Raw genomic sequence first — 21001 nt, 5'->3', positions numbered from 1 at the left:
GCACCAGAATCCAGTTCGTGACCCGCATCGCCATCCCCAGTCGTTCGCAGTGGTTCGCAGTAGTTCGTTTGACTGCGAGACCAGTCTATGGCCCGGGAGCACCGGACAATGCGGCGAGCAGGGCGCGATATCGCGTCCAGTTCGCCGCATTGCCGGATCAGGCGTGCGGCGCGAGCGGCATGAGCACGAAGTCGAACGTGGAGCGCCACGGCGTGGCGCTGTCGGCCACGCGCTCGTACGGCGCGACGAGCGACGCTTTCACGCCGAACACGGCGTCCGACTGCAGGTACGGATCGTCGCCCACGAAGGTATGCGTGACGACCTTCTGGAAGCCGGGCGCGGTGATCATGAAATGCATGTGCGCGGGCCGGTAAGGATGGCGGCTGAGGCTCGCGAGCATCTTGCCGACAGGGCCGTCGTGCGGGATCGGATACGAGACGGGCTTGATGCCGACGAAGCTATAGGCGCCGTCCGCGCCAGTCGTGAAGATGCCGCGGTTGTTCCATTTGGGCTGCACGCCGGGCTGCTGCACGTCGTAGTAGCCCTCGGCATTGTCCGACCACACGTCGATGCGCGCGCCCTCCACCGGGTGGCCTTCGAGATCGAGCACGCGGCCTTCGAAGAGGCAGCGCTCGCCTTTGCCGTCGGCAGTGATGCACTCGCCCATCGCGCGCTCGGGTGCGCCGGCCACGTGGAACGGGCCGAACACGGTGTTTTCGGTGGCGGCGCTCGGGCGGCGGTTGTTGATGGCGTCCACGAGCATGGAAAACCCTAGCGTGTCCGAGAGCAGGATGAACTCCTGACGCTCGGCGCTGCACAGCTGCCCGGCCGTGGTCAGGAAGTCGATAGCGGTTTCCCATTCGGGCTGGGTGAGCTGCACTTCTTTCGCGAACGCATGCAGGTGACGCACGAGCGCACTCATCACCTCGCGCAGACGCTCATCGGCGCTCTCGCCGATACGCGCATTGACGGCCTCCGCGGAGGCGGCTTCGCTGAAGAACTGGGTCATGGTTGGGGTTGCCTATGTGATCGTCGGACGGCGGTCGAAGTCGGGCCGTAACGGTACGTATTGTGCGCCTGTCGCCATCGCGACCCAAAATCTGGTCCAATTGGCATTCGATTCGCTGTTCCCATCCGTCATGCTGAAAAACCTCTGGTACGTCGTGGCCGCCGCCGCGGATCTGCGCGAGCAGTTGCTGCCGGTCACGCTGCTCGGCCACCGCTTCGTCGCGTTTCGCGACGCTCAGGGCCGCGCGCAACTGCTCTCCGATATCTGCGTGCATCGCGGCGCCTCGCTCGCGGCCGGCCGCCGCGTGAACGGCGAAGTGCAGTGCCCGTACCACGGCTGGCGCTATGGCGGCGACGGCGTTTGCACCCACATCCCCGCGCAGCCGCAGGCGCGCATTCCAGCGCGAGCGCGCGTGGACGGCTACCCCGTGGTGGAGCGTCATGGCTGGATCTGGGCGTTCGTGGGCGACCTGCCCGAAGACGAGCGGCCGCCGCTGCCCGACCTTGGCTGGGCCGACGACCCCGGCATGCGCGTCGTGCACGGCACTTACGCGTGGGAGGCCAACTGGGAGCGCGTGATCGAAAACGGACTCGATTTCGCGCACGCGCCGTTCGTGCACGGGAGTTCGTTCGGCGCGCCCGACCGCCCCGAGATCGACGCGGTCAACGTGAGCGCCAATGCCTGGAGCGGCCACGCGCAGCTCGTGATGCGGCGGCCCGTGCGCCGGGGCTGGCTGCGCCGCGCACCCACGGGCGAACATGTCGACGTGATCACGCAAACGGGCTTTCACCTGAGCGGCCCGTGCGCGACGCTCGAACTGACGCTGGCCAACGGCTGGCGCATTCATATCGCGTCGGCGCATGTGCCTGTGGACGCGGGGCGCACGCAGACGTTCTGGATGATGGGCCGCAGCTTCCTGCGCAACCCGCTTTTCGATGGGCGCTTTCGTGCGCGCAACCTGCGTATCTTCGAGGAAGATCACGCCGTGCTTCGGCGCATTCGGCCGGTGCGCGTGCCCGAGAGTTGGCAGAGCGAGGTGTCGGTGAAGTCGGATGCCTTGCAGATCGCGTTCAGGCAGCGAGTGCGGGCGCTGGCGGAGGGCGGCTGGAGCGTGCCCGAGGCGTCGCAGGCGAGCCGCGTCGCCACGGTGATCGCTTGCCCGATGCGGCGCACGGTGAACACGTGGGCACTGGAAGTCGCTGGCGCCCCCGAGGCGCCATTGATGGCCGCGAACAAAGAGGCGACGCCGCGCTGAACGCCGGCAACCTCCGACGGTATTTGCGGCGGCTCCGAACGCCCGCTTGCCGTTCGGAGCCCAACGCCAGACGCTTGAGCTCAGTGGCGCGGCGTCACTGGCTCGACCGCGGCCCAGTACGGCTCTGCACCGTAATACGCATGCAGCGTGCTGCCCCAGGTCGCATCAGCCATGGCGGGCCAGCAGTCCCGGTCGAAGCCCGGCGCTTCCTTCACGCGCTCGGACGACACATTGAGCAGGAAGCACTTGCGGCTCGTGTCGAGCATGAGCGCACTCCACGGAATGGCGAGCAGTTTGTCGCCAATGCCGAGAAAGCCGCCGCTCGACATCACCACGTAGGCCACGCGGCCGCTCTGCACGTCGAGCATGATCTCCTTGATCTTGCCGACTTCCTGGCCGTCCGAACTCAGCACGCGGTCGCTGTCGAGCGTGCTGGCGGCCATCACGTCGGGGCCCGGCCCTGCGGCGCTTACGCGGCCTTTGCCGACGATGCGCGCGCCATTGCCGGTTGGCATGGGCGGAGGAATGAAGGTGGGCATGACGGTCTCCATTTATGGGGGAACAACGTTGAGTCCGGCCAGACTCCCGACGATTCCCGTGTCAGGCGGCAGGCGATGCCGCGGCGGTTCTGGCCGCCTGCCATGACACACAGCAAGCGGCGTACCGCGTCGCGCCCGTCGATTCGATGCACCGGCGCGAGGCGCATCGGGGGCGCAAACGCCTGTTTGGAGACCACTCTGGAAACTACGCGGGCGCGCCGTCGAAGCCCGCTTTAGACACCTTACGAGGCCGGCGTGGCCGCTTTTTGCGGCGTGTCGACGTCGTAGCGTTTCGCCTGCTCGAAGAACGCGCGCTCGGCGGCCTTGTTCATCACCAGGATGCTGATGCGGCGGTTCAGCGGGCTGTCGGCCGTGTCGTGGTCGAGCGGCAACACGTCGGCGAGACCGCGCACCTGGAGAAGTTTCTCCTCGCTGAGGTGGCCGGCCACCAGCGCCCGGCGCGCGGCGTTGGCGCGCTCGCTCGAAAGCTCCCAGTTCGAGTAACCGGCTAGGCCCCCCGAGTAGGGCACCGAATCGGTGTGCCCCGCGATCGACACGCCGCTGTCAACGTCGTTGAGCGCACTGCCGATCTGCACGAGGATCTCATACGCGTAGTCCTGGAGCTTCGCGCTACCGGTCGCGAACATGGGGCGCTTGAGCGAATCGACCAGCTCGATGCGCAGGCCTTCGTCCGTGATCGACATGCGGATCTGGTCGCGGTACGCGCGCAACTCCGGTTTGCGCTCGATGAGCGCCGAGAGCTTTTCCTTGAGCTGCGAAAGGCGCGACTTGTCCACCGCTTCGACGGGCACGGCGTGCGAGAGCGTGGGCTGCGCGTTCGAGCCGCCCACGGCGGGCGTCTTGCTCGAGAGGTCGCGGCCGCCGCCTTGCACCACGCTCGGGTTGGGGTTCGCAGCGTTGGGTTTGCTGCCGAGCATGGCCGAAAGCGGCGTGTTGAAGTACTTCTCGATGCCGTCGCGGTCGTACTGCGACGTCGAGCCGAGCAGCCACATCAAGAGGAAAAACGCCATCATCGCGGTCACGAAGTCGGCATAGGCGATCTTCCATGCCCCGCCGTGGTGGCCCTCGTGGCCGCCTTTTTTCACGCGGCGCACCACGAGCGTGGTCTTGCTGCCCTCGGTGTCGCGCGCGGCGCGCGAGCCTGGAGTACGTTCGGCCATATCGGGACTCCTAAGCGGCCTTTGGCGTCTTGGTGGCGCGCACCGCTTCGTCGAGCTCCTGGAAGCTCGGACGGTCGGAGGTGAACAGCACCTTGCGGCCGAATTCCACGGCCACGGGCGGTGCATAGCCGGCCAGCGACGCAAGCAGCACGGCCTTCACGCACTGGAACGGCTTGCTGGCGGCGCGGCCCTTGGCGTTGAGCAGGTCGGCGATCGGCCCGACGAATCCGTACGCGAGCAGAATGCCGAGGAAGGTGCCCACGAGCGCGCCCGCAATCATCTCGCCGAGTACGGCGGGCGGCTTGCCGACCGAGCCCATGGTGTGCACCACGCCCATCACGGCGGCCACGATGCCGAAGGCGGGCAGGCCGTCGGCCATCTTCTGGATGGCGTTCGGCGCGATCGACACCTCGGAGTGATGCGTGTCGAGCTCTTCATCCATGAGGTCCTGCATTTCCATGGGATTCACGTTGCCGCTCGACATCATGCGCAGATAGTCGACGATAAAGTCGAGCAGATGATGGTCGGAGAGCACGCGTGCGTACTTCTGGAAAGTCGGGCTGCTCTCGGGCGCTTCGATGTCGGCTTCGAGCGCCATCATGCCTTCCTTGCGGGCCTTTTGCAGCAGCTCGTAGAGGAGGGCGATCAGCTCCAGGTATTGCGCTTTCGTGTAGCCGCCGCCCTTGAAGCAGGTGGGCAGCGCCTTGAGCGTCTTGCCGAGCGTGGCGGTGGGGTTGCTCACCACGAACGCACCGATCGCTGCGCCGAAAATACACAGGAGTTCGAATGGTTGAACGAGCGCGGGCAGGTGTCCCCCCACGCCCACGAAGCTCCCGATCACCGATCCGAGCACGAGGATCCAGCCAATTGCTACAAACATGATGTCTACCTTTTCCTTCTCAGAGTAATGCGGGTCAATCCAGTGGCGGCGGTCCACTCAAGCCGGTTCGACGAGACGCTTGAGCCGCGCCTCGTTTGCCGCACGATCCACGTTCAGCAAGGCGTCGATTTCACGCGCCGCCATTGCTTTGCCGAAAAAATAGCCCTGCGCGTAGTCGCAGCCCTTCGCCGCGAGTGTGCGCGCGAGTTCTGCGGTCTCCACGCCTTCGGCCACCGTGCTCATGCCGAGATTCGTGGAGAGCGCGATGATCGCGTCGACGATCTTGGCGCTCTCGTTGCACGACGTCATGGAGAGGACGAAGGAGCGGTCGATCTTCAGCTTGTCCACCTTCAGCTCGCGCAGATGCTGCAGGCTCGAATAGCCGGTGCCGAAATCGTCGAGCGACATGCGCAGCCCCGCATTGCGGAAGTCCGCGAGCACGGCGCGCGCCGCGTCGAAGTCGTACATGAGCGCCGATTCGGTGATCTCGATCTCCATGCGCTCGGGCGGCATGCCCTCGTCGGCGAGAATCGTGAGCAGTAGCGCCGCGAGTTGCGTGTCCTTGAACTGCGCGGGCGAAAGATTGAGCGCGAGGTGGTAGCGCGAGGGCCAGGAGAGCGCGTCGCGGCACGCCCGTCGCAATATTGAGGCCGTGAACGCGGGCGAAATGCCCATCTGCTCGATGAGCGGCACGAATACCTCGGGCGAGATCCAGCCGCGCTGTTCGTGGTGCCAGCGCGCGAGAATCTCGAAGCCGGTGGTCTGGCCATCGGCGAGGCGCACGAGCGGCTGGTAGAACGGCCGGATTTCGCCGCCCGCGAGCGCGCGGCGCAGGTCCGATTCGAGCGAGGCCTGCAGGCGCAGCTCGTCGTCCATCTTCTGCTCGAAGAAGCGGTACGTGCCCTTGCCTTCGCACTTCGCGCGATACATGGCGATGTCGGCGGCGCGCAGCAACGCGTCCGGGTCCCCGCCGTCGCGCGGGCAGCACGCAATGCCAATGCTCGCGTCCACGTTGATGCGCAGCTTGCCGATGTCGATGGGCGCGCGCGTGGCGGCGAGCAGGCGTTGCGCGAGTTCGCTCGCGGCCTCGATGTGGTCGTCGCGATGCACGCGGGCGAGCACGGCGAACTCGTCGCCGCCCAGGCGCGCGACCGTGTCGCCGTCGCGCACCACGCGGCGCAGGCGCGCGGCGATCTCGCACAGCACCGTGTCGCCCGCGGCGTGGCCGTGGAAGTCGTTCACAGGCTTGAAGCGGTCGAGGTCGATCACGAACACGAGGTAGTCGGGCGAGCGGTGCTGCGTGCGCTCGAGCGCGGCGCTCATTTCCGCTGCGAGCAAACGCCGGTTGGGCAGGCCCGTGAGCGGATCGTGACGCGCCAGCGCCTGGGCGTGCGCCTCGGCGGCGCGCGTGGCCTCGTGGGCAATATGCAGCTCGCGGGACTTTTCGCACAACGTATCGAAGGCATGCGCCATCGCGCCGATCTCGTCGGTGCGGTTCATGTCGGGCAATGCGCGCATGTCTTCACCGTGCGCGAGGCGCACGAGCGAATCGGTCAAGGTATGGAGCGGCCGCAGCAGCGTGCGTTCGAGGTAATGCAGCAGCACGAGGCCGAACGCGAGCGTGGCGAGCGCAATGGCAAAGGCGGCTTCGAGCGTGTGATGCACGCGCAGGATGCCGCGCTGGACCTGGTTGTGCAGCTTCTCGACAGCCACCTCGGGCAGCGCGGCGGCATTCGCTTGCGCGTGCGGCGCCTCGTTTTCCCGCGCGGCGTTTTCATCGTGCCAGGTCGTGTCCACGCGTTCGAAGGCATGGCCAAACGCAACCAGCTGGCTGGCCAGCAGCGTAGTTTGCGTGGCGAACAGCGCAAAGAACAGGCCGATGAAGAACTTCGTGCGAGCTCGGATCGAGGCGCGCAACGCTGCGCGCGCACGCACTATCCAGGGGAACGCTGCCGTGGGATTCAAGGCAGCGGCGGGATCGGGCATGGCTGCCGCGGTTTCCTGTCTCATGTCCGTGTAGCGTTAGATTCTGCGCGTGCGCACTTGCGCCGCGAGGCGGCGCACGGCGTAGTGGCGCGACGTGCCGGCATGCGTATGAGCGCGGCGCGACAGTGCGCGGCGCGCACGCGGCGCCGCGCTCATGCGATTGCTGGCGCCGCGGCCAGCGGCAGTACGCGCCGCAGTGGCGATGCGCGTGGCTTGTTTCAGTCGCAGGGTTTGCGCGAGGGTTCTCATGGTGACACCGGAAGGGGTGGAGCTTTGCCCTTTTTACGGCGGTGAAAAAGCGTTGCTGAAGTCGCCAGACATGTTTTTTTTGAGGGCTTGATCGATTTCGCAACGCGTTAACCGGGCGGTTAAAAATGGCATGTATTTCGGATGCCGAATCAATCGAATCGTAGCGAAGGTTCAGATAAGAGTTGCCCAACGCCCGTGGGCCGGGCCACGCGAGCAACGCGACTGGAGGCGTCGCAACGCTCGATGATTGCGCAACCACACGTATATCGAACGTTCGTGCGCTTAAATGGCGGCGCCTGCATCAGGGAAATGCCTGGCGCGCAAGGCGGGTGCGTCGCGGCGGGTCCGGGCACGCCCGCGCTTCAGTTTTTGTCTGTTCCGGCCGTAAACCCAGGTAAGGCGCGCCGGGACGGAAAGCGCCACGCAACCGTATCCGCCCTGCCGGAATTCCCCACGATGATCACTGCTCCGCTTCCTCTGGATGAGGACGTCCGCCTTCGCGCGCTGCGGCAACTCGACATACTCGACACGGATCCCGAAGAGGTGTTCGACCGCATCTCGCGGCTGGCCGCTTTCACGTTCGACATGCCGATCGTGCTGATTTCCCTCGTGGACGAAGAACGCCAGTGGTTCAAGTCGCACCACGGGCTGGCCGCGTGCGAAACGCCGCGCAGCATGTCGTTCTGCGCGCACGCGGTGCTGAGCAAGCGCATGCTCGTGGTCGAAGACGCGCTCGACGACGAGCGCTTTCTGGACAATCCGCTCGTCACGGGTGCGCCGAACATCCGCTTCTATGCGGGCTCGCCGCTGTGTCTCGCCGACGGCCAGGTGGTCGGCACGCTGTGCCTCATCGACGCAAAGCCGCGCACGTTCGACGACGCTCAGGGCGCCATGCTCGCGGACTTCGCGCACCTCGTCGAGCGCGAGCTTGAGTTGCGCCGGCAGTTGAACCGCTCCCGCACCGCGCACGAGCGCGACCGCCGCTCGCTCGCCATCAGCGAAGCGCGCTTTCGGACCGTCTTCCAGCAAACGCCTATTGGCAACGCCGTGGTCGATCTCGACGGCCGTTTTCTCGACGTGAACCAGAAGTTCTCCGAGATCATCGGCTACGAGGAAAGCGAGCTGCGCCGCCGCACGTTCGCTTCGGTCACGCACCCCGCCGACATTGCCGCCGATCTCGCGCAAGTGGCTGAACTGCTCGCTGACCGTCAGGCCATGTATGCGATGGAAAAGCGCTATCTGCGGCCCGACGGCGAGGCTGTGTGGGTCAACCTCGCGGTGTCGCTCGTGCGTGACGTGTCGGGCGCGCCGCTGCATTTCATCGCGGCCGTGCAGGACATCACGAGCCGCAAGAAGAGCGAAGAGGCGCTGCGCAACTACCACGTCGAACTCGAGGAGCGCGTGCGCGAACGTACGGCGGAACTGCGGCGCAGCCGCGACGCGTTGCAGACCATCACCGACAACGTGCCCGCGCTGATCGCCGTGGTCGATCGCGATCTTTGCTACCGGTTCAACAACGAGACGTTCAAGCGCGTATTCGACGCGGAGCCTGCCGCGCTGCGCGGACGCAGCCTGAGCGAAACGTTGCGCCCCGAAGTATTCGAGCAGTTGCGGCCGCTTTTTGCGCGCGCGCTGGCCGGCGAACGCGTGACCTGCGATGAGGTGCGCTATCGCGCCGACGCCGACCGCGTATGGCAGGCCACCTACATTCCCGCCAAGCGCGACGGCAAGGTGACGGGCTTCTACGTGATGGCGCACGACGTGACCGAGCAGCGTCGCACCGAGCAGCGCCTGCGCGAGGGCGCGCTGATCGACCCGCTCACTGGGCTTGCGAACCGGCGCGCGCTGCAGGAGGCGCTGTGCGCGCTGCGCGCGAGCGGCGAGCCGTTCGCGCTGTTCTTCATGGACATGGACGGCTTCAAGTCCATCAACGACCGCTATGGCCACGACGTGGGCGACGCGTTGCTCAAGGAGATCGCGCGCAGGCTCGTCGCCACGGTGCGCACGGGTGACGTGGTGAGCCGCCTGGGCGGCGACGAGTTCGTGATAGCGAGCCGCGGCGTGAACGACGCGCGCACCGGCGAGCGCATTGCGGCGGCCATCTGCCGCGAGGTGTCGAAGGCGTTCGTCGTAGCGGGGCGCGTGATCGAGACGAGCGCGAGCGTGGGCGTCGTGCTGACCGGCGTGGCGGGGGCGGCGGGTGTGGTGGACGCGTCGAACGTGGTGCTCTCGGTCGAGGCGGAGAACAAGGCGCTGGCCGATGATCCGCTTTGTCTCGCCGATGCGGCTATGTATGAAGCCAAGCGCGCCGGGCGCAATACGTGGCGGTTGGCGCCGAGGGCTGAGGCGATGGTGGCGTTGGACGCGTGAAGCTGTTGGTGCACTGTTGGCACCAAGTGCGGTTCCTTCTGCAGTATCGAGCCGCTAGTCGTCGCTCATCCGTGGGCGACCTCGCCGTTCCGTCGCTGGGGCACCAGAGTTTGATAGCGAGACCCCGGAAAATCAAAAACGTACGGTGCTTTGCTTTTTATCACCCATCATGCAGTTCGGGGCACGTGCCTTTATGATTCGCCGGCCAGTGAAGTGCCGGACTGTATCGCCGGGGCTATGACCGCCCCGGAGAGCGTCGCGACCTTCTTGCCGTGGGCACACCACGTCGCGGAGGAGCCGTAGTAGTTTCGGACACGTCCGATTGTTGCGGGCGCACTGGCCCGCGCAGCATGAGACTCCACCCAATTAAAGGGGACTCATGTATGGCGGAAATCTATCCGTTCAACGCGGTCAGTGGCAGGCAAGCGTTTCACCTGGATGTGCCCGGAACAGACGCGGCGGCCGCGCTCTCGGTCGTGTCGTTCACGGCCACCGAGAAAATGGGCGAACCCAACGTCGTCCAGATCGAACTAACCCACCCGCAGCAGCTATTGCGCGCCGACTTCCTGAGTCGCGACGCGGTGTTCAGCATCAAGGCCGATGACGGGACCATGCGGAAATTCTCGGGTTTCATCGCGCGCTTCTCGACCGTCAAGACAACGCACGACTTCACGCAGTACGAGGTGGAGATACAGTCCCATCTGGGCCGTCTGAAGGCCGTCACGCGCAACAGGATTTTCCAGCACGCCACCACGCCCGACATTCTGGCCGCGTGTCTGTGTGCCCATGGGCTACGGGACCATCAGTTCAGCTTCCGGCTGCGCAGATCGTATCCCCAGCACGCCTTCCGCATGCAGTACGGCATGGCGGATTTTGCGTACAGCCGCATGATGCAGGAGAAGGCCGGGGTCTACTCCTACATGACCGAGAGCGAGTACGGCGACCAGGTGACCTACGGCGATGACATCGACCATTACATCTATGAGCCGCAACTCGTCGTGCCGTACCGTGAAGCCGCCGGACTCGAGTCGGGCGGCATCGAGGCGGTCACGTCGCTGAAGACGCACACGAAGACCGTGCCGCAGTCGTTCGTGGTCGCCGATTACAACCCGGACGCGGCCTGGGAGCGTTGTCGAGACGAAGCCAATACCGCGCCCGGCGACCCCACCACCTACGGCCAGTCCTATGTCTACGGCACGCACCACCTCGACGCGGCCGGGGCGCGGTGGGAGGCGCAACTCAGACACGAAGCGGCGATCGCGCACCAGGTGGTTTATGAAGGCGAAAGCAACGTGCTCGCGTTGCAGTGCGCACGCGTATTCGAAACGGATATCGTGCTGCCTGATGCGCCCAAAGGCATGGTCGTGATCGAAATCACGCACAGCGGCGCGCGTGACAAACCCTATTCGAACACGTTCAGGGCCATCCCTGCCGACCGGCGCTTCCGTCTGGAGCTGGAACCCCAGAACTGGGCCAAAGTGGCCGGCACACTCAGCGCACGGATTTGCAGCCCGGACCGCTACACGTACGCGTACGTCAACAAGGACGGGCGCTATGTCGTGCGCTTTGATCTGGACTTCGAGCCGTGGCCCGACGGTGGCGAGAGCGTACCGCTGCGCCTTGCGAAGCCCTTCGCGGGCAACGGGCAGACCGGCATGCACTTTCCGGCGCTGGACGGCGACGAAGCCGTCATTTCATTTCGGGATGCGGATCCAGACAAACCGGAAATTTCTGCGTTTCATCACCATTCGCAGTCTCGTGATCTGGTCACGAGTGACCGGCGCTGGCTCTCGCGCAACGTGATCCGTACGCAGAGCAACAACAAGCTGCGCATGGAGGACTGGGCGGGTCAGGAAGGCGTCAAGCTCAGCACCGAACACTCCAGCAAGTCACAACTGAATCTCGGCTACCTGGTGAACAACAAACTCGAATATCGGGGCGAAGGCTTCGAGACGAGAACATCGGGTTACGGGGTCAATCGCGCGGGCAAGGGACTGATGCTCACGGCGTATGACCGGCTTGCTGCCACCGGCAAGCAACTGGACATGCAGGAGACCATCGCGCAGCTTGAAAGCGCGCTGGCGACCGCGAAGGCGCTCGCGGCATCCGCCAGCAGCGCGAAGGCCCAACCCGCCGACACCGACGCGCAGCAGCAGATGAAGGACGATCTGGATGGCCTGAAAAAGCCGGGGCTACTCATGAGTACGCCCGCATCGGCGGCGCTAGTCACGGGGCACGGCATCCAGTTGGCGGCCCAGGACAACATCAACGCCGTGGCGGGAAAGAACGCGGACTGGAGCGTACTGAAGCGCTTCACGGTCGCAGCGGGCGAAAAGATTTCGCTGTTCGCGCAGAAGTTCGGGCTGAAAATCCTCGCGGCGAAAGGCCCGGTCGAGCTCCAGGCGCAGGACGGACCGATGTCGTTCACAGCGGACAAGGACGTGACCGCCGGCAGCGTCAACAGCAAGGTCAATCTGTCTGCCGCGAAGGAAATCATCCTGGAGTGCGGCGGCGCGTTCGTGCAGTTGAAGGACGGCAGCATCACGCTCGGCGGCCCCGGCGACCTCTTCCTCAAGACCATCACTGTGCAGAGACAGGGCAAGGCGTCGCAGGGGCCCGACCTTCCCGTACTGCCGACGGGCAAGGTGGGCGATTCACCTAACTTTCTTGAAATCAACCACCACTATGCGGACATGGAGCCGGTCAAGGACGCGCCATACACGGTTCGTCTCAAGGACGGCTCAACGCGCTCCGGCACGCTCGACGCCAGGGGTTTCGCTCGTCTGTACGGCGTGCCGCGAGACAAGGCAACGGTTGAATTGAGCGAGGACGCGCGCCCATGGATGGGGGAGTCGAAGCGGCCCAATATCGACTCGGGTGCGGCCACCGACGCGCAAACCGGTATCAGCCTTGTGAGGAAATTTCTTTCATGATCGCAAGAGTCTTGCCCATTTCCCAGGTCAAGCCGGACCTGAGGGACGCGGTTCGCATGTCCGTGGCAGAAATCGAGCGCTTTCTCGCCATGTTCTACCCCATTGATGTGATCCGTCGGCAGGAATCTGCGTTGGCGATTGCCGGACAATGGCTCTCGCGTGTAGAGGGATTTCACGATGATGACGATTTCCTTTACCTCGTACGCGATTTCCTGTCGTGGGTGCTCAGTGGCGGCGAGCGCTCGCTTGCTTCAGACCAGTTGTCGTTTCTCTTTTCGGGCTTCATGCCGAGCTACGGCACGTCGCGCACCTTTCTTGGCATTGTGAACGACGGCGGAACCTGGCTGGATGTGCGGGCATTCATGCATAGCCAGGCTTATGGCAATGCGAAACAGTACGTCGAATTGTTCGACTGGTCGGGCGGCGGGAAGAAGGCGCAGGCGGAAGCCCAGGCGTGGCTGATGCCCCTGAAGGAGGAAGACGGCAAGCTGAAGGTGGCGTCGAGCCTGGTCGCGTTTGTGGCCCCGGACAGTTCGCCTTGGCTCAAAAGCCCCCCTGTGACGGACGTGCCCAATCCCGTGCTTCCCGTCGCGGCTGAGGCTGAGGCTGAGGGGGCAACCCTCACGGAAATTGTGACCGGACTTGCGTTGCCTATCATCGTCGGGATTGCGCTGCTGACTTATTCCCCCAGTCTGAACGACGGAGAAGACGAGGCGCTGAAGAAAATTCGCGAGCAGCAGCAAGCCTATGCACGACAAAAAAAGCTGGCGATTCCCGCGCCGCAGGTGAAGATCACCGTCGTAGTGAATACGGTCAACAACGAGTGCAAGCCGCAAACGGAAGTCAACAAGCAGAACGGTGCGAAGTGCGAGAACGATGGCTATGTCCTGATGGAGAAGTCGCTAGGCTACATGCGGCTTGTCGATCCACCGAAGGGCCGGGGTCTCGATGGCCTGTTCGAGAAGCAGGGCGACATGAGCGCGCCGAACCCGATGCCGAATATCGTGAGCGAGCCACCGCCTGGAGGAAAGCTTGTGTTCATTCCTGAAACGTCGCGACCGCCAAAACCTCAGTACAAGGCACTCAATCCAGAGGCGACGAGTCCGGCAACGTATCCGCTGTTCGTGGTGTTTGAAGCAAAGCACATCTCGAAGGGCTTTGATCCCAGTGATACTGACGGGATAAAGAAGGAAGCAAAACGTCGATTGGGGGAAACGAAGTGTGACGGCACGCAGATGAGCGAGCCTTGGTCCGAGAGGAGAATTCCGCAGGCATTGCGGCGTAATGTAAAAAGCGGTGCCATGACTTCCGACGAGAGAGACAGGAAGGGAAATGAGATCGAAGAAGCCGGATACGCTCGCTGGATGTTCATCTGTTTGCCAGGTCCAGCAGGCTCAGATTCCAAGTTACTTGTGCTGATCGACGTTGTAACGTCTGGCATGGACCTGGAATCGGCGCCGGCCACACCGGAACCCACACTATCGCAGCCTGGCGGCAACACGTTCTAGGAGAACCGAATCGTGAGTTTCAGTAAGACACGGCGACAGAAATTATTAAGCGAAAAAGACTATCTCATTGACGAGAGGAGCTTTAAAAACAGAATTTGGCTATCCCAAGAGTCGCTCGCTTCAAACAAGCCGAAGACGATTGGCGCCGATTCGCGTCATCGATGGTCCATTGCATCAAATAGCTTAGAGTCACTTCTTCTCGACTACACAGCAGGCAAGCCCGTTGAGGATCTGAAGGCGCAGTTGCCGGAGATCATCGAGCGATTCGATGTCTACATTCAGCACGAGGTTTCGCCGCGCAGCAAGAATCCACCCGAGAACGTGGCCGACACGCTGGAAATCACCCAGCTCGACGCCTACGTGTGCGTCTTCTGGCTGCTGGCATTGTGCAAGCTGCTGGGCCATTCTGAATTCATTCCAACGGTGCTGAGCTGGGTGGACAAGACCCACAAGTACAACCGGGGGCGCGACGGGCTCTTCGAGAACGTGGTGCTGGCATTGACTGGCACGCGCGTCGAAGCGCCGCGCGTGCTGCTGCATCCTGAACCGTACCGACCACTTGCGCGTGCGACGGTTGCGCCGCCGGAAGAACGGCCCGCACTGGTCAAGGAGTTTGTCGAGGGCTGGTACAAGGGCATGAAGCCAACCTACTGGCACGGTGCGCATACCGATGGCCTGTACTTCGGCTACTGGTGTCTGGAAGCTGCGCTGGTGACGGTGCTATGGGACATTGACGACAGCAGCTATCGCGACAATCTCGTGTATCCGAAAGACCTGGTGGACTATGCACGAGAGCAGCAGGCCGCCGCCCGCGCCGCTGACGCTCCGAAGCCGCATATCTCGCGCAGGACCGGCGAGCGCTGCCCGTATGCCGGTCGTTGGGGCGTGCTCGAATCGCCGGGTGCGTTCGTCCAGGAGCGCATGTTCAAGGAAGGCGACGTGTTCCCCGATGGAATTGGCCGCGACCGCCGCGAGGGCCCGGTGACGTGGATTGTGATGGGTCGTGAGGATGGCGGACCAACCCGGGAAGGGTGAAGAGACGACGCTCTTGTGGAGTAATGCGGCGCCCGCATACGGTGCCGCTTTTCTCCTCTACGAGTTTTCAGAGGCCCGGCCGACAAGAGTGATCGTCACTGATCTGCTGGTAGCCATGGCAGTCACCTCGGATAGCACGCCGCCGCGAGGTGTCGAAGGCATTCGTCGTCGCGGGACGGTCTCGCGACAAGGCGATGGTGGCGGCGTGACGCAGCGCATGCCGTTTTCATTTGACTGATTCGAATGCCGCTGGCGCCATGCTGGCGGCAAGTGCGGATTCACTTCCCACGCCGAGCCGCTCGCCTCATCTCGCCTGCGGGCGACGTTTCATTCCAGCTTCTGCCGGGTTCTTCTCTCAAAAATCTGCAACGTCGTCGAGACGAGTCACTTCGCGTTTCGTTGCGCGCGCTCAAGCTAATTTCCCCCTTGCTTCGCTCGAATAGGGTAAACCCCCGGCGCGATGAAAATTAATTTTCACTAAGATCCGTCTATGTAATTTCATTTACGGACTCGCCGTCCCAATTTCGGCCCACGAATGCCAGCCCGACCGTCAACTCCCGAATCACCCGAAGCCGAGATCGTCGCGCGTATCACCGCCGCGATGCCCGTTCTCACGCCGGGCCACCGGCGCATGGCCGAGTACGTGCTCGCGAACCTGTTCCACGCCGCGACCATGCGTATCGACGAACTGGCGGGCGCGGTGGGCGCTTCGGTGGCCACGGCCAACCGCTTTGCGCGCTCGCTCGGGTTCGACGGCTATCCGCAGTTTCGCGAGGCGCTCGTGCGCGGCTTCGAGGCCACGCTCGCGCCGGTCGAGCGCCTGCGCAGCGCGCAGGAATCGCCTACCAGCGGTGCCGAACTGTTCGGCGCGTCGCTCGAGCAGGCCGAGTCGAACCTGCGCTTGTCGCGCCAGTCGATCGACAGCGCAGCGGCCGCCGCTGCCGTGGACGCGATCCTCTCGGCGCGCCGCGTGTACGTGATCGGCTCGGGCACGAGCGCGTTTCTCGCCGGGCTCATGGAGAACGCGCTGCTGCCGTATCTGGACAACGTGCAGGCGCTTTCCACGGTCGGCGGTCCCACGCATTCGGCGCGCAGGCTGCTCGGCGCGAACAAGGACGATCTGGTGATCGGCATTGCGTTTCCGCGCTACGTGGACGACACGATCAAGCTCTCGCGCCACGCCGCGAAACTGGGTGCGCGCGTGCTCGCGCTCACCGACAGCATCGACTCGCCGCTCGCGCGCTTCGCCGATCTCACGCTGCTGATCCGCTCCGAACGGCGTCTCGCGGCGAACTCCGAAGCCGCGGTGCTGGCCGTCATCGAAGCGCTTTGCGACGCCGTGGCGTTGCGCGCGAAAGATTCCGTCGTCGCCGCGGCGGCCATCACCGAATCGGTGCTGCCGTGGCTCACCTCGGCGCAGGCGCCTGCCGCGCCTTCGGCCCCGTCTTCCCCAACGAAAAAGAAGTCATGAAATCGAATGCAGTCATTGCCATTCACGGCGGCGCCGGCACGATCCTGCGCGCTTCGATGGCGCCCGAAGTCGAAGCCCAGTATCTCGACGCGCTGAACCGCATTCTCGCGGCTGGCCAACACATCCTGGCCGAAGGCGGCAGCGCGCTCGACGCAGTCGAAGAAGCGGTGCGCCTGCTCGAAGACTGCCCGTTTTTCAACGCGGGCCATGGCTCGGTCTTCACGTCCGCGGGCACGCATGAACTCGACGCCTCGATCATGGACGGCCGCACGCTCGAAGCGGGCGCGGTGTGCTGCGTGAAGCGCGTGCGCAATCCGGTGCTCGCGGCGCGCCGCGTGCTGGAAAAGAGCGAGCACGTGCTGTTCACGGGCGAAGGCGCGGAAGCGTTTGCGCAGGCACAGGGCCTCGAATTCGTCGATCCCGGCTATTTCCATACCGATGCGCGCTACCGCCAGTGGCAGCTCGCGCGTGGCGAAGCGCGCGCGATGCTCGATCACGACGGCGCGACGCTTGAAGCGAAAGCCGCGCAAGAGAGCCTGCCGCATGAGCCCATCGATCCGAACCGCAAGTACGGCACAGTGGGCGCCGTGGCGCTCGACGCGCACGGTCACCTCGCAGCGGCGACGTCCACAGGCGGCATCACGAACAAGCAGGTGGGCCGCGTGGGCGACGCGCCGCTGATCGGCGCGGGCTGCTATGCCGACGACGCGACCTGCGCGGTGTCCACCACCGGATCGGGCGAAATGTTCATGCGCATGGTCGCAGCCTACGACGTGGCAGCGCAAATGAAATATCGCGGTGTTTCGCTCTCCGAAGCCGCCACGAATGTCGTGATGGAGCAATTGCCGCGCATCGACGGCCGTGGCGGCCTGATCGCCGTGGACGCACAAGGCAACGTGGTGCTGCCGTTCAACACCGAAGGCATGTATCGCGGCTACGCGCGCGTGGGCGAAGCGCCCGTTGCGTCGATCTACGCTTAAGCGGCGCATCGCTTTGCGCATCAAACGAAGGAATCCTCATCGTGCAGATGTCCTCGCACTCTCTTGATACCGCAGATACGGCGGTGCTGCCGCCGAACCGCGTGATCGACGTTCGCAATCTCGGCGTGTCGTTCAGGCGTGGCGCGGGCACGTTCGAAGCCGTGCGAAATTTGTCGTTCCACGTCGATCGCGGCGAGACGCTCGCTATCGTTGGCGAATCGGGCTCGGGCAAGTCGGTCACTTCGCTTTCGCTGATGCGGCTCGTCGAGCACGGCGGCGGCAGCATTACCGGCGGCAGCATCGACCTGCGCCGCCGCAACGGCAGCATGCTCGATCTCACGCGTGCGAGTGCATCGACCATGCGTTCGGTGCGCGGCGCGGACATCGCGATGATCTTCCAGGAGCCGATGACGTCGCTGAACCCCGTGTTCACGGTGGGCAACCAGATCAGCGAAGCGATCGCGCTGCATCAGCAGATGAACGCCTCGCAGGCGCGCGCCGAAACGCTGCGCCTGCTCGACCTCGTGCGCATTCCCGAGGCGCGCCGGGTGATGGACCGCTTCCCGCATCAGCTTTCGGGCGGCATGCGTCAGCGCGTGATGATCGCGATGGCGCTCTCGTGCAAGCCCGCGCTCCTGATCGCCGACGAGCCCACCACGGCGCTCGACGTGACGATCCAGGCGCAGATCCTGCAACTTATTCGCGGTCTGCAGGACGAGATGGATATGGGCGTCGTGTTCATTACGCACGATATGGGCGTAGTGGCCGAAGTGGCGGACCGCATTCTCGTGATGTACCGCGGCGAGAAAGTGGAAGAGGGCGCGTCCGATACGCTTTTCGCCGCGCCTTCGCATCGCTACACGCAGGCGTTGCTTGCCGCCGTGCCCAAGCTCGGCGCGATGCAAGGCACCGACTTGCCCAGGAAATTCCCGCTGCTGTCGATGAACGAGGCAGCGCAGCCGAGCGTCGCTTCCAAGGTCGCAGCGAACGCGCCCAAAACGGATGCCGCGCCGGTCCTGCGCGTGCGCGATCTTGTTACGCGCTTTCCCGTGCGCAGCGGTCTGCTTGGCAAGGTGACGGGCCGCGTGCATGCGGTCGAAAAAGTCAGCTTCGATCTTCACGCAGGCGAAACGCTCGCGCTGGTGGGCGAGTCCGGTTGCGGAAAGTCGACCACGGGCCGCTCGCTTTTGCGCCTCGTAGAGAGCCAGAGCGGCACGATCGAGTTTGGTGGCCAGAATATCAGCACCCTCAGCGGACCCGCGTTGCAGACGTTGCGCCGCGATATCCAGTTCATTTTTCAGGACCCGTTCGCCTCGCTCAACCCGCGCCTCACGGTGGGCTTCTCGATCATGGAGCCGCTGCTCGTGCACGGCATTGCGAAGGGCACTGAGGCGCAGGCGCGCGTGGAATGGCTGCTCGACCGCGTGGGCCTGCCGAAGTCGGCGGCGGGACGCTACCCGCACGAATTCTCGGGAGGCCAGCGTCAGCGCATTGCCATTGCGCGTGCGCTTTCGATGAACCCGAAGGTGGTGATCGCCGACGAATCGGTGTCGGCGCTCGACGTTTCCGTGCAGGCGCAGATCGTCAACCTCATGCTCGACCTGCAGCAGGAGCTCGGCGTGGCGTACCTTTTCATCTCGCACGACATGGCGGTGGTGGAGCGCGTGAGCCATCGCGTGGCGGTGATGTATCTGGGGCAGATCGTCGAGATCGGTCCGCGCCGCGCCGTGTTCGAGAACCCGCAGCACGCCTATACGAAGAAGCTCATGGGCGCCGTGCCGATCGCCGATCCTGCGCGCCGCCACGCGAAGCGCGTGCTCGCTGCCGACGAACTGCCGAGCCCGATTCGCGCGATGGGCGACGAGCCGCAGGTATCGCCGCTCGTGGCGGTCGGGCCCGGTCACTTCGTTGCGAAGCATCGGGTGGGCGGCGCTTACTGAAAACGCGGTATTGCCTCGCAATCGTTTGTTTTTAGCTGGATCATTTCGCTGAGTCGTCAAGATTCACTGGTATGGAGACCTGATTGATGAAAGAAGTCAAAACATGGATGAAGGGTAGCGCACTGGCTCTCGCGTTGATCGCCGGTGCGACGGCCGCGCAAGCCGCTGAACAGCGCGCCGTGATGGCCGTCGATTCGACCTTCTCGACGCTCGACCCGTATGACGCCAACGACACGCTCTCGCAGGCGGTTTCGAAGTCGTTCTACCAGGGCTTGTTCGGTTTCGACAAGGACCTGAAGCTCACCAACGTGCTGGCCACAAGCTATGAAGTGAGCGGCGACGGCCTCGTTTACACCTTCAAGCTACGCCAGGGTGTGAAGTTCCAGGACGGCACCGACTTCAACGCGGCGGCCGTGAAGGCGAACTTCGACCGCGTGACGGACCCGGCGAATCACCTGAAGCGCTACAACATGTTCCGGCGCATCGCGAAGACCGAAGTGGTCGATCCGGATACCGTGAAGGTCACGCTGAATGCGCCGTTCTCGGCATTCGTGAACGTGCTTGCACACCCGTCGGCGGTGATGATCTCGCCCGCCGCCATGAAGAAGTGGGGCAAGGATATCGGCCTGCATCCGGTGGGCACGGGCCCGTTCGCGTTCGTGAAGTGGGACCCGGCGGGCGACCTCGTCGTGCACAAGTTCGACGGCTACTGGAAGAAGGGCTACCCGAAGATCGACGAGATCGACTGGAAGCCGGTGGCCGACAACAACACGCGCGCGGCGCTCATGCGCACGGGCGAAGCGGACTTCGCGTTCCGCATTCCGTTCGAGCAGGCGAGCGCGTTCCAGTCGAATCCGAAGGTGGATCTGATCGCTACGCCCTCGATCATCCAGCGCTATATCAGCCTGAACACCGCGAAGAAGCCGTTCGACAATCCGCTCGTGCGCCAGGCGCTGAACTACGCGATCAACAAGGACGCGCTCGCGAAGGTGGCGTTCGCGGGCTACGCGCTGCCTTCGGACGGCGTGCTGCCGCAAGGCGTGGACTATTCGGTCAAGCTCGGCCCGTGGCCGTACGATCCAGCCAAGGCGCGCGAACTGCTCAAGCAGGCTGGCTACCCGAATGGTTTCGAAACGACGCTGTGGTCGGCGTATAACAACTCGACCGCGCAAAAGGCCATTCAGTTCGTGCAGCAGCAGCTCGCGCAAGTGGGCGTGAAGGCGAACGTCGAAGCGCTCGAAACGGGCACCGCGGTCGCGCGCGTGGAAAGCGCGCAGGACGCGGCAACGGCGGGCGTGCGCATGTATTACATCGGCTGGTCGTCGTCCACGGCTGAGGCGGACTGGGGCATCTCGCCGCTGCTCGCTTCGGCATCGTGGCCGCCCAAGCTGATGAACACGGCGTACTACAAGAACCCCGCAGTCGACCAGGACCTCGCGAAGGCGCTCGAAACGACGGACCGCGCGCAGAAGACGGCGCTTTACGCCGATGCACAAAAGCGCATCTGGGCCGACGCACCGTGGGTGTTCCTCGTGAAGGAAAAGGTCGTGTACGCCCGCAGCAAGCGCCTGGCCGGCGCGTACGTGGCGCCGGACGGCTCGTTCAACTTCGACGAGATCTCGATTCGCTAATGCGTTGCGCGCCGCGCCGGAACGTTCGAGTCCG

Annotated in this window: 15 protein-coding genes; 9 read left to right on the top strand and 6 right to left on the bottom strand. The window is 64.3% G+C overall.

All coding sequences use genetic code 11. The features are described 5' to 3' along the window. Positions 1-157: 157 nt before the first annotated feature. A complete protein-coding gene (locus tag VSR72_RS22310) occupies positions 158-1009 on the bottom strand; it encodes an intradiol ring-cleavage dioxygenase (protein WP_342954501.1) in 852 nt (283 codons plus the stop codon). A 130-nt stretch (positions 1010-1139) separates the two neighbouring features. On the opposite strand from VSR72_RS22310, the gene VSR72_RS22305 reads away from it, so the two are divergent. Further along, positions 1140-2264, top strand: coding sequence for an aromatic ring-hydroxylating dioxygenase subunit alpha (locus VSR72_RS22305; RefSeq protein ID WP_342954500.1), 1125 nt, complete (start codon positions 1140-1142; stop codon positions 2262-2264). An 80-nt stretch (positions 2265-2344) separates the two neighbouring features. Here VSR72_RS22305 and VSR72_RS22300 read toward each other — a convergent pair whose 3' ends face one another. From VSR72_RS22300 to VSR72_RS22280, 5 genes are all read right to left on the bottom strand, one after another. Then, on the bottom strand, positions 2345-2803 hold the full coding sequence (locus VSR72_RS22300; RefSeq protein WP_342954499.1) for a PRC-barrel domain-containing protein: 459 nt from the start codon (positions 2801-2803) through the stop codon (positions 2345-2347). Positions 2804-3045: 242 nt separating this feature from the next. Next, positions 3046-3984, bottom strand: coding sequence for a flagellar motor protein MotB (motB, locus tag VSR72_RS22295; protein WP_342954498.1), 939 nt, complete (start codon positions 3982-3984; stop codon positions 3046-3048). Between the two features lie 10 nt (positions 3985-3994). After that, complete coding sequence (gene motA / locus VSR72_RS22290) at positions 3995-4864, bottom strand: flagellar motor stator protein MotA (RefSeq protein WP_342954497.1); 870 nt, start codon at positions 4862-4864, stop codon at positions 3995-3997. Positions 4865-4921: 57 nt separating this feature from the next. Continuing rightward, a complete protein-coding gene (locus VSR72_RS22285; protein ID WP_342954496.1) occupies positions 4922-6874 on the bottom strand; it encodes an EAL domain-containing protein in 1953 nt (650 codons plus the stop codon). A 12-nt stretch (positions 6875-6886) separates the two neighbouring features. After that, positions 6887-7099, bottom strand: coding sequence for a hypothetical protein (locus VSR72_RS22280; RefSeq protein ID WP_342954495.1), 213 nt, complete (start codon positions 7097-7099; stop codon positions 6887-6889). A gap of 456 nt (positions 7100-7555) precedes the next feature. Here VSR72_RS22280 and VSR72_RS22275 point away from each other — a divergent pair, with 456 nt between their 5' ends. From VSR72_RS22275 to gsiB, 8 genes are all read left to right on the top strand, one after another. After that, complete coding sequence (locus VSR72_RS22275; RefSeq protein ID WP_342954494.1) at positions 7556-9469, top strand: PAS domain S-box protein; 1914 nt, start codon at positions 7556-7558, stop codon at positions 9467-9469. A gap of 383 nt (positions 9470-9852) precedes the next feature. Then, positions 9853-12402 (top strand): type VI secretion system tip protein VgrG, encoded by a 2550-nt coding sequence (vgrG, locus tag VSR72_RS22270; RefSeq protein WP_342954493.1) that lies wholly within the window; start codon positions 9853-9855, stop codon positions 12400-12402. Then, positions 12399-13910: a hypothetical protein gene (locus VSR72_RS22265; protein ID WP_342954492.1), complete on the top strand. Its 1512-nt coding sequence runs from the start codon at positions 12399-12401 to the stop codon at positions 13908-13910. The genes vgrG and VSR72_RS22265 overlap by 4 nt, the downstream gene beginning before the upstream one ends. A 12-nt stretch (positions 13911-13922) precedes the next feature. Beyond that, on the top strand, positions 13923-14945 hold the full coding sequence (locus VSR72_RS22260; protein WP_342954491.1) for a PoNe immunity protein domain-containing protein: 1023 nt from the start codon (positions 13923-13925) through the stop codon (positions 14943-14945). A gap of 535 nt (positions 14946-15480) precedes the next feature. Then, positions 15481-16416, top strand: a complete 936-nt coding sequence (locus VSR72_RS22255) for a MurR/RpiR family transcriptional regulator (RefSeq protein ID WP_342954490.1) — start codon at positions 15481-15483, stop codon at positions 16414-16416. Then, positions 16413-17396, top strand: coding sequence for an isoaspartyl peptidase/L-asparaginase (locus VSR72_RS22250; RefSeq protein ID WP_342954489.1), 984 nt, complete (start codon positions 16413-16415; stop codon positions 17394-17396). Before VSR72_RS22255 ends, VSR72_RS22250 begins: the two co-directional genes overlap by 4 nt. A 47-nt stretch (positions 17397-17443) precedes the next feature. After that, entirely contained in the window at positions 17444-19336 is a 1893-nt protein-coding gene (locus VSR72_RS22245; protein WP_342954488.1) for a dipeptide ABC transporter ATP-binding protein, read from the top strand. A 107-nt stretch (positions 19337-19443) separates the two neighbouring features. Beyond that, positions 19444-20967, top strand: a complete 1524-nt coding sequence (gene gsiB, locus VSR72_RS22240; RefSeq protein WP_342954627.1) for a glutathione ABC transporter substrate-binding protein GsiB — start codon at positions 19444-19446, stop codon at positions 20965-20967. Positions 20968-21001: the final 34 nt, after the last annotated feature.

This window comes from Paraburkholderia sp. JHI869 (assembly GCF_038900775.1).
In the GTDB taxonomy this organism is placed as follows: domain Bacteria; phylum Pseudomonadota; class Gammaproteobacteria; order Burkholderiales; family Burkholderiaceae; genus Paraburkholderia.
Note: the sequence above shows the minus strand (reverse complement) of the source record. Positions and strands in the feature narration are given on the sequence as shown.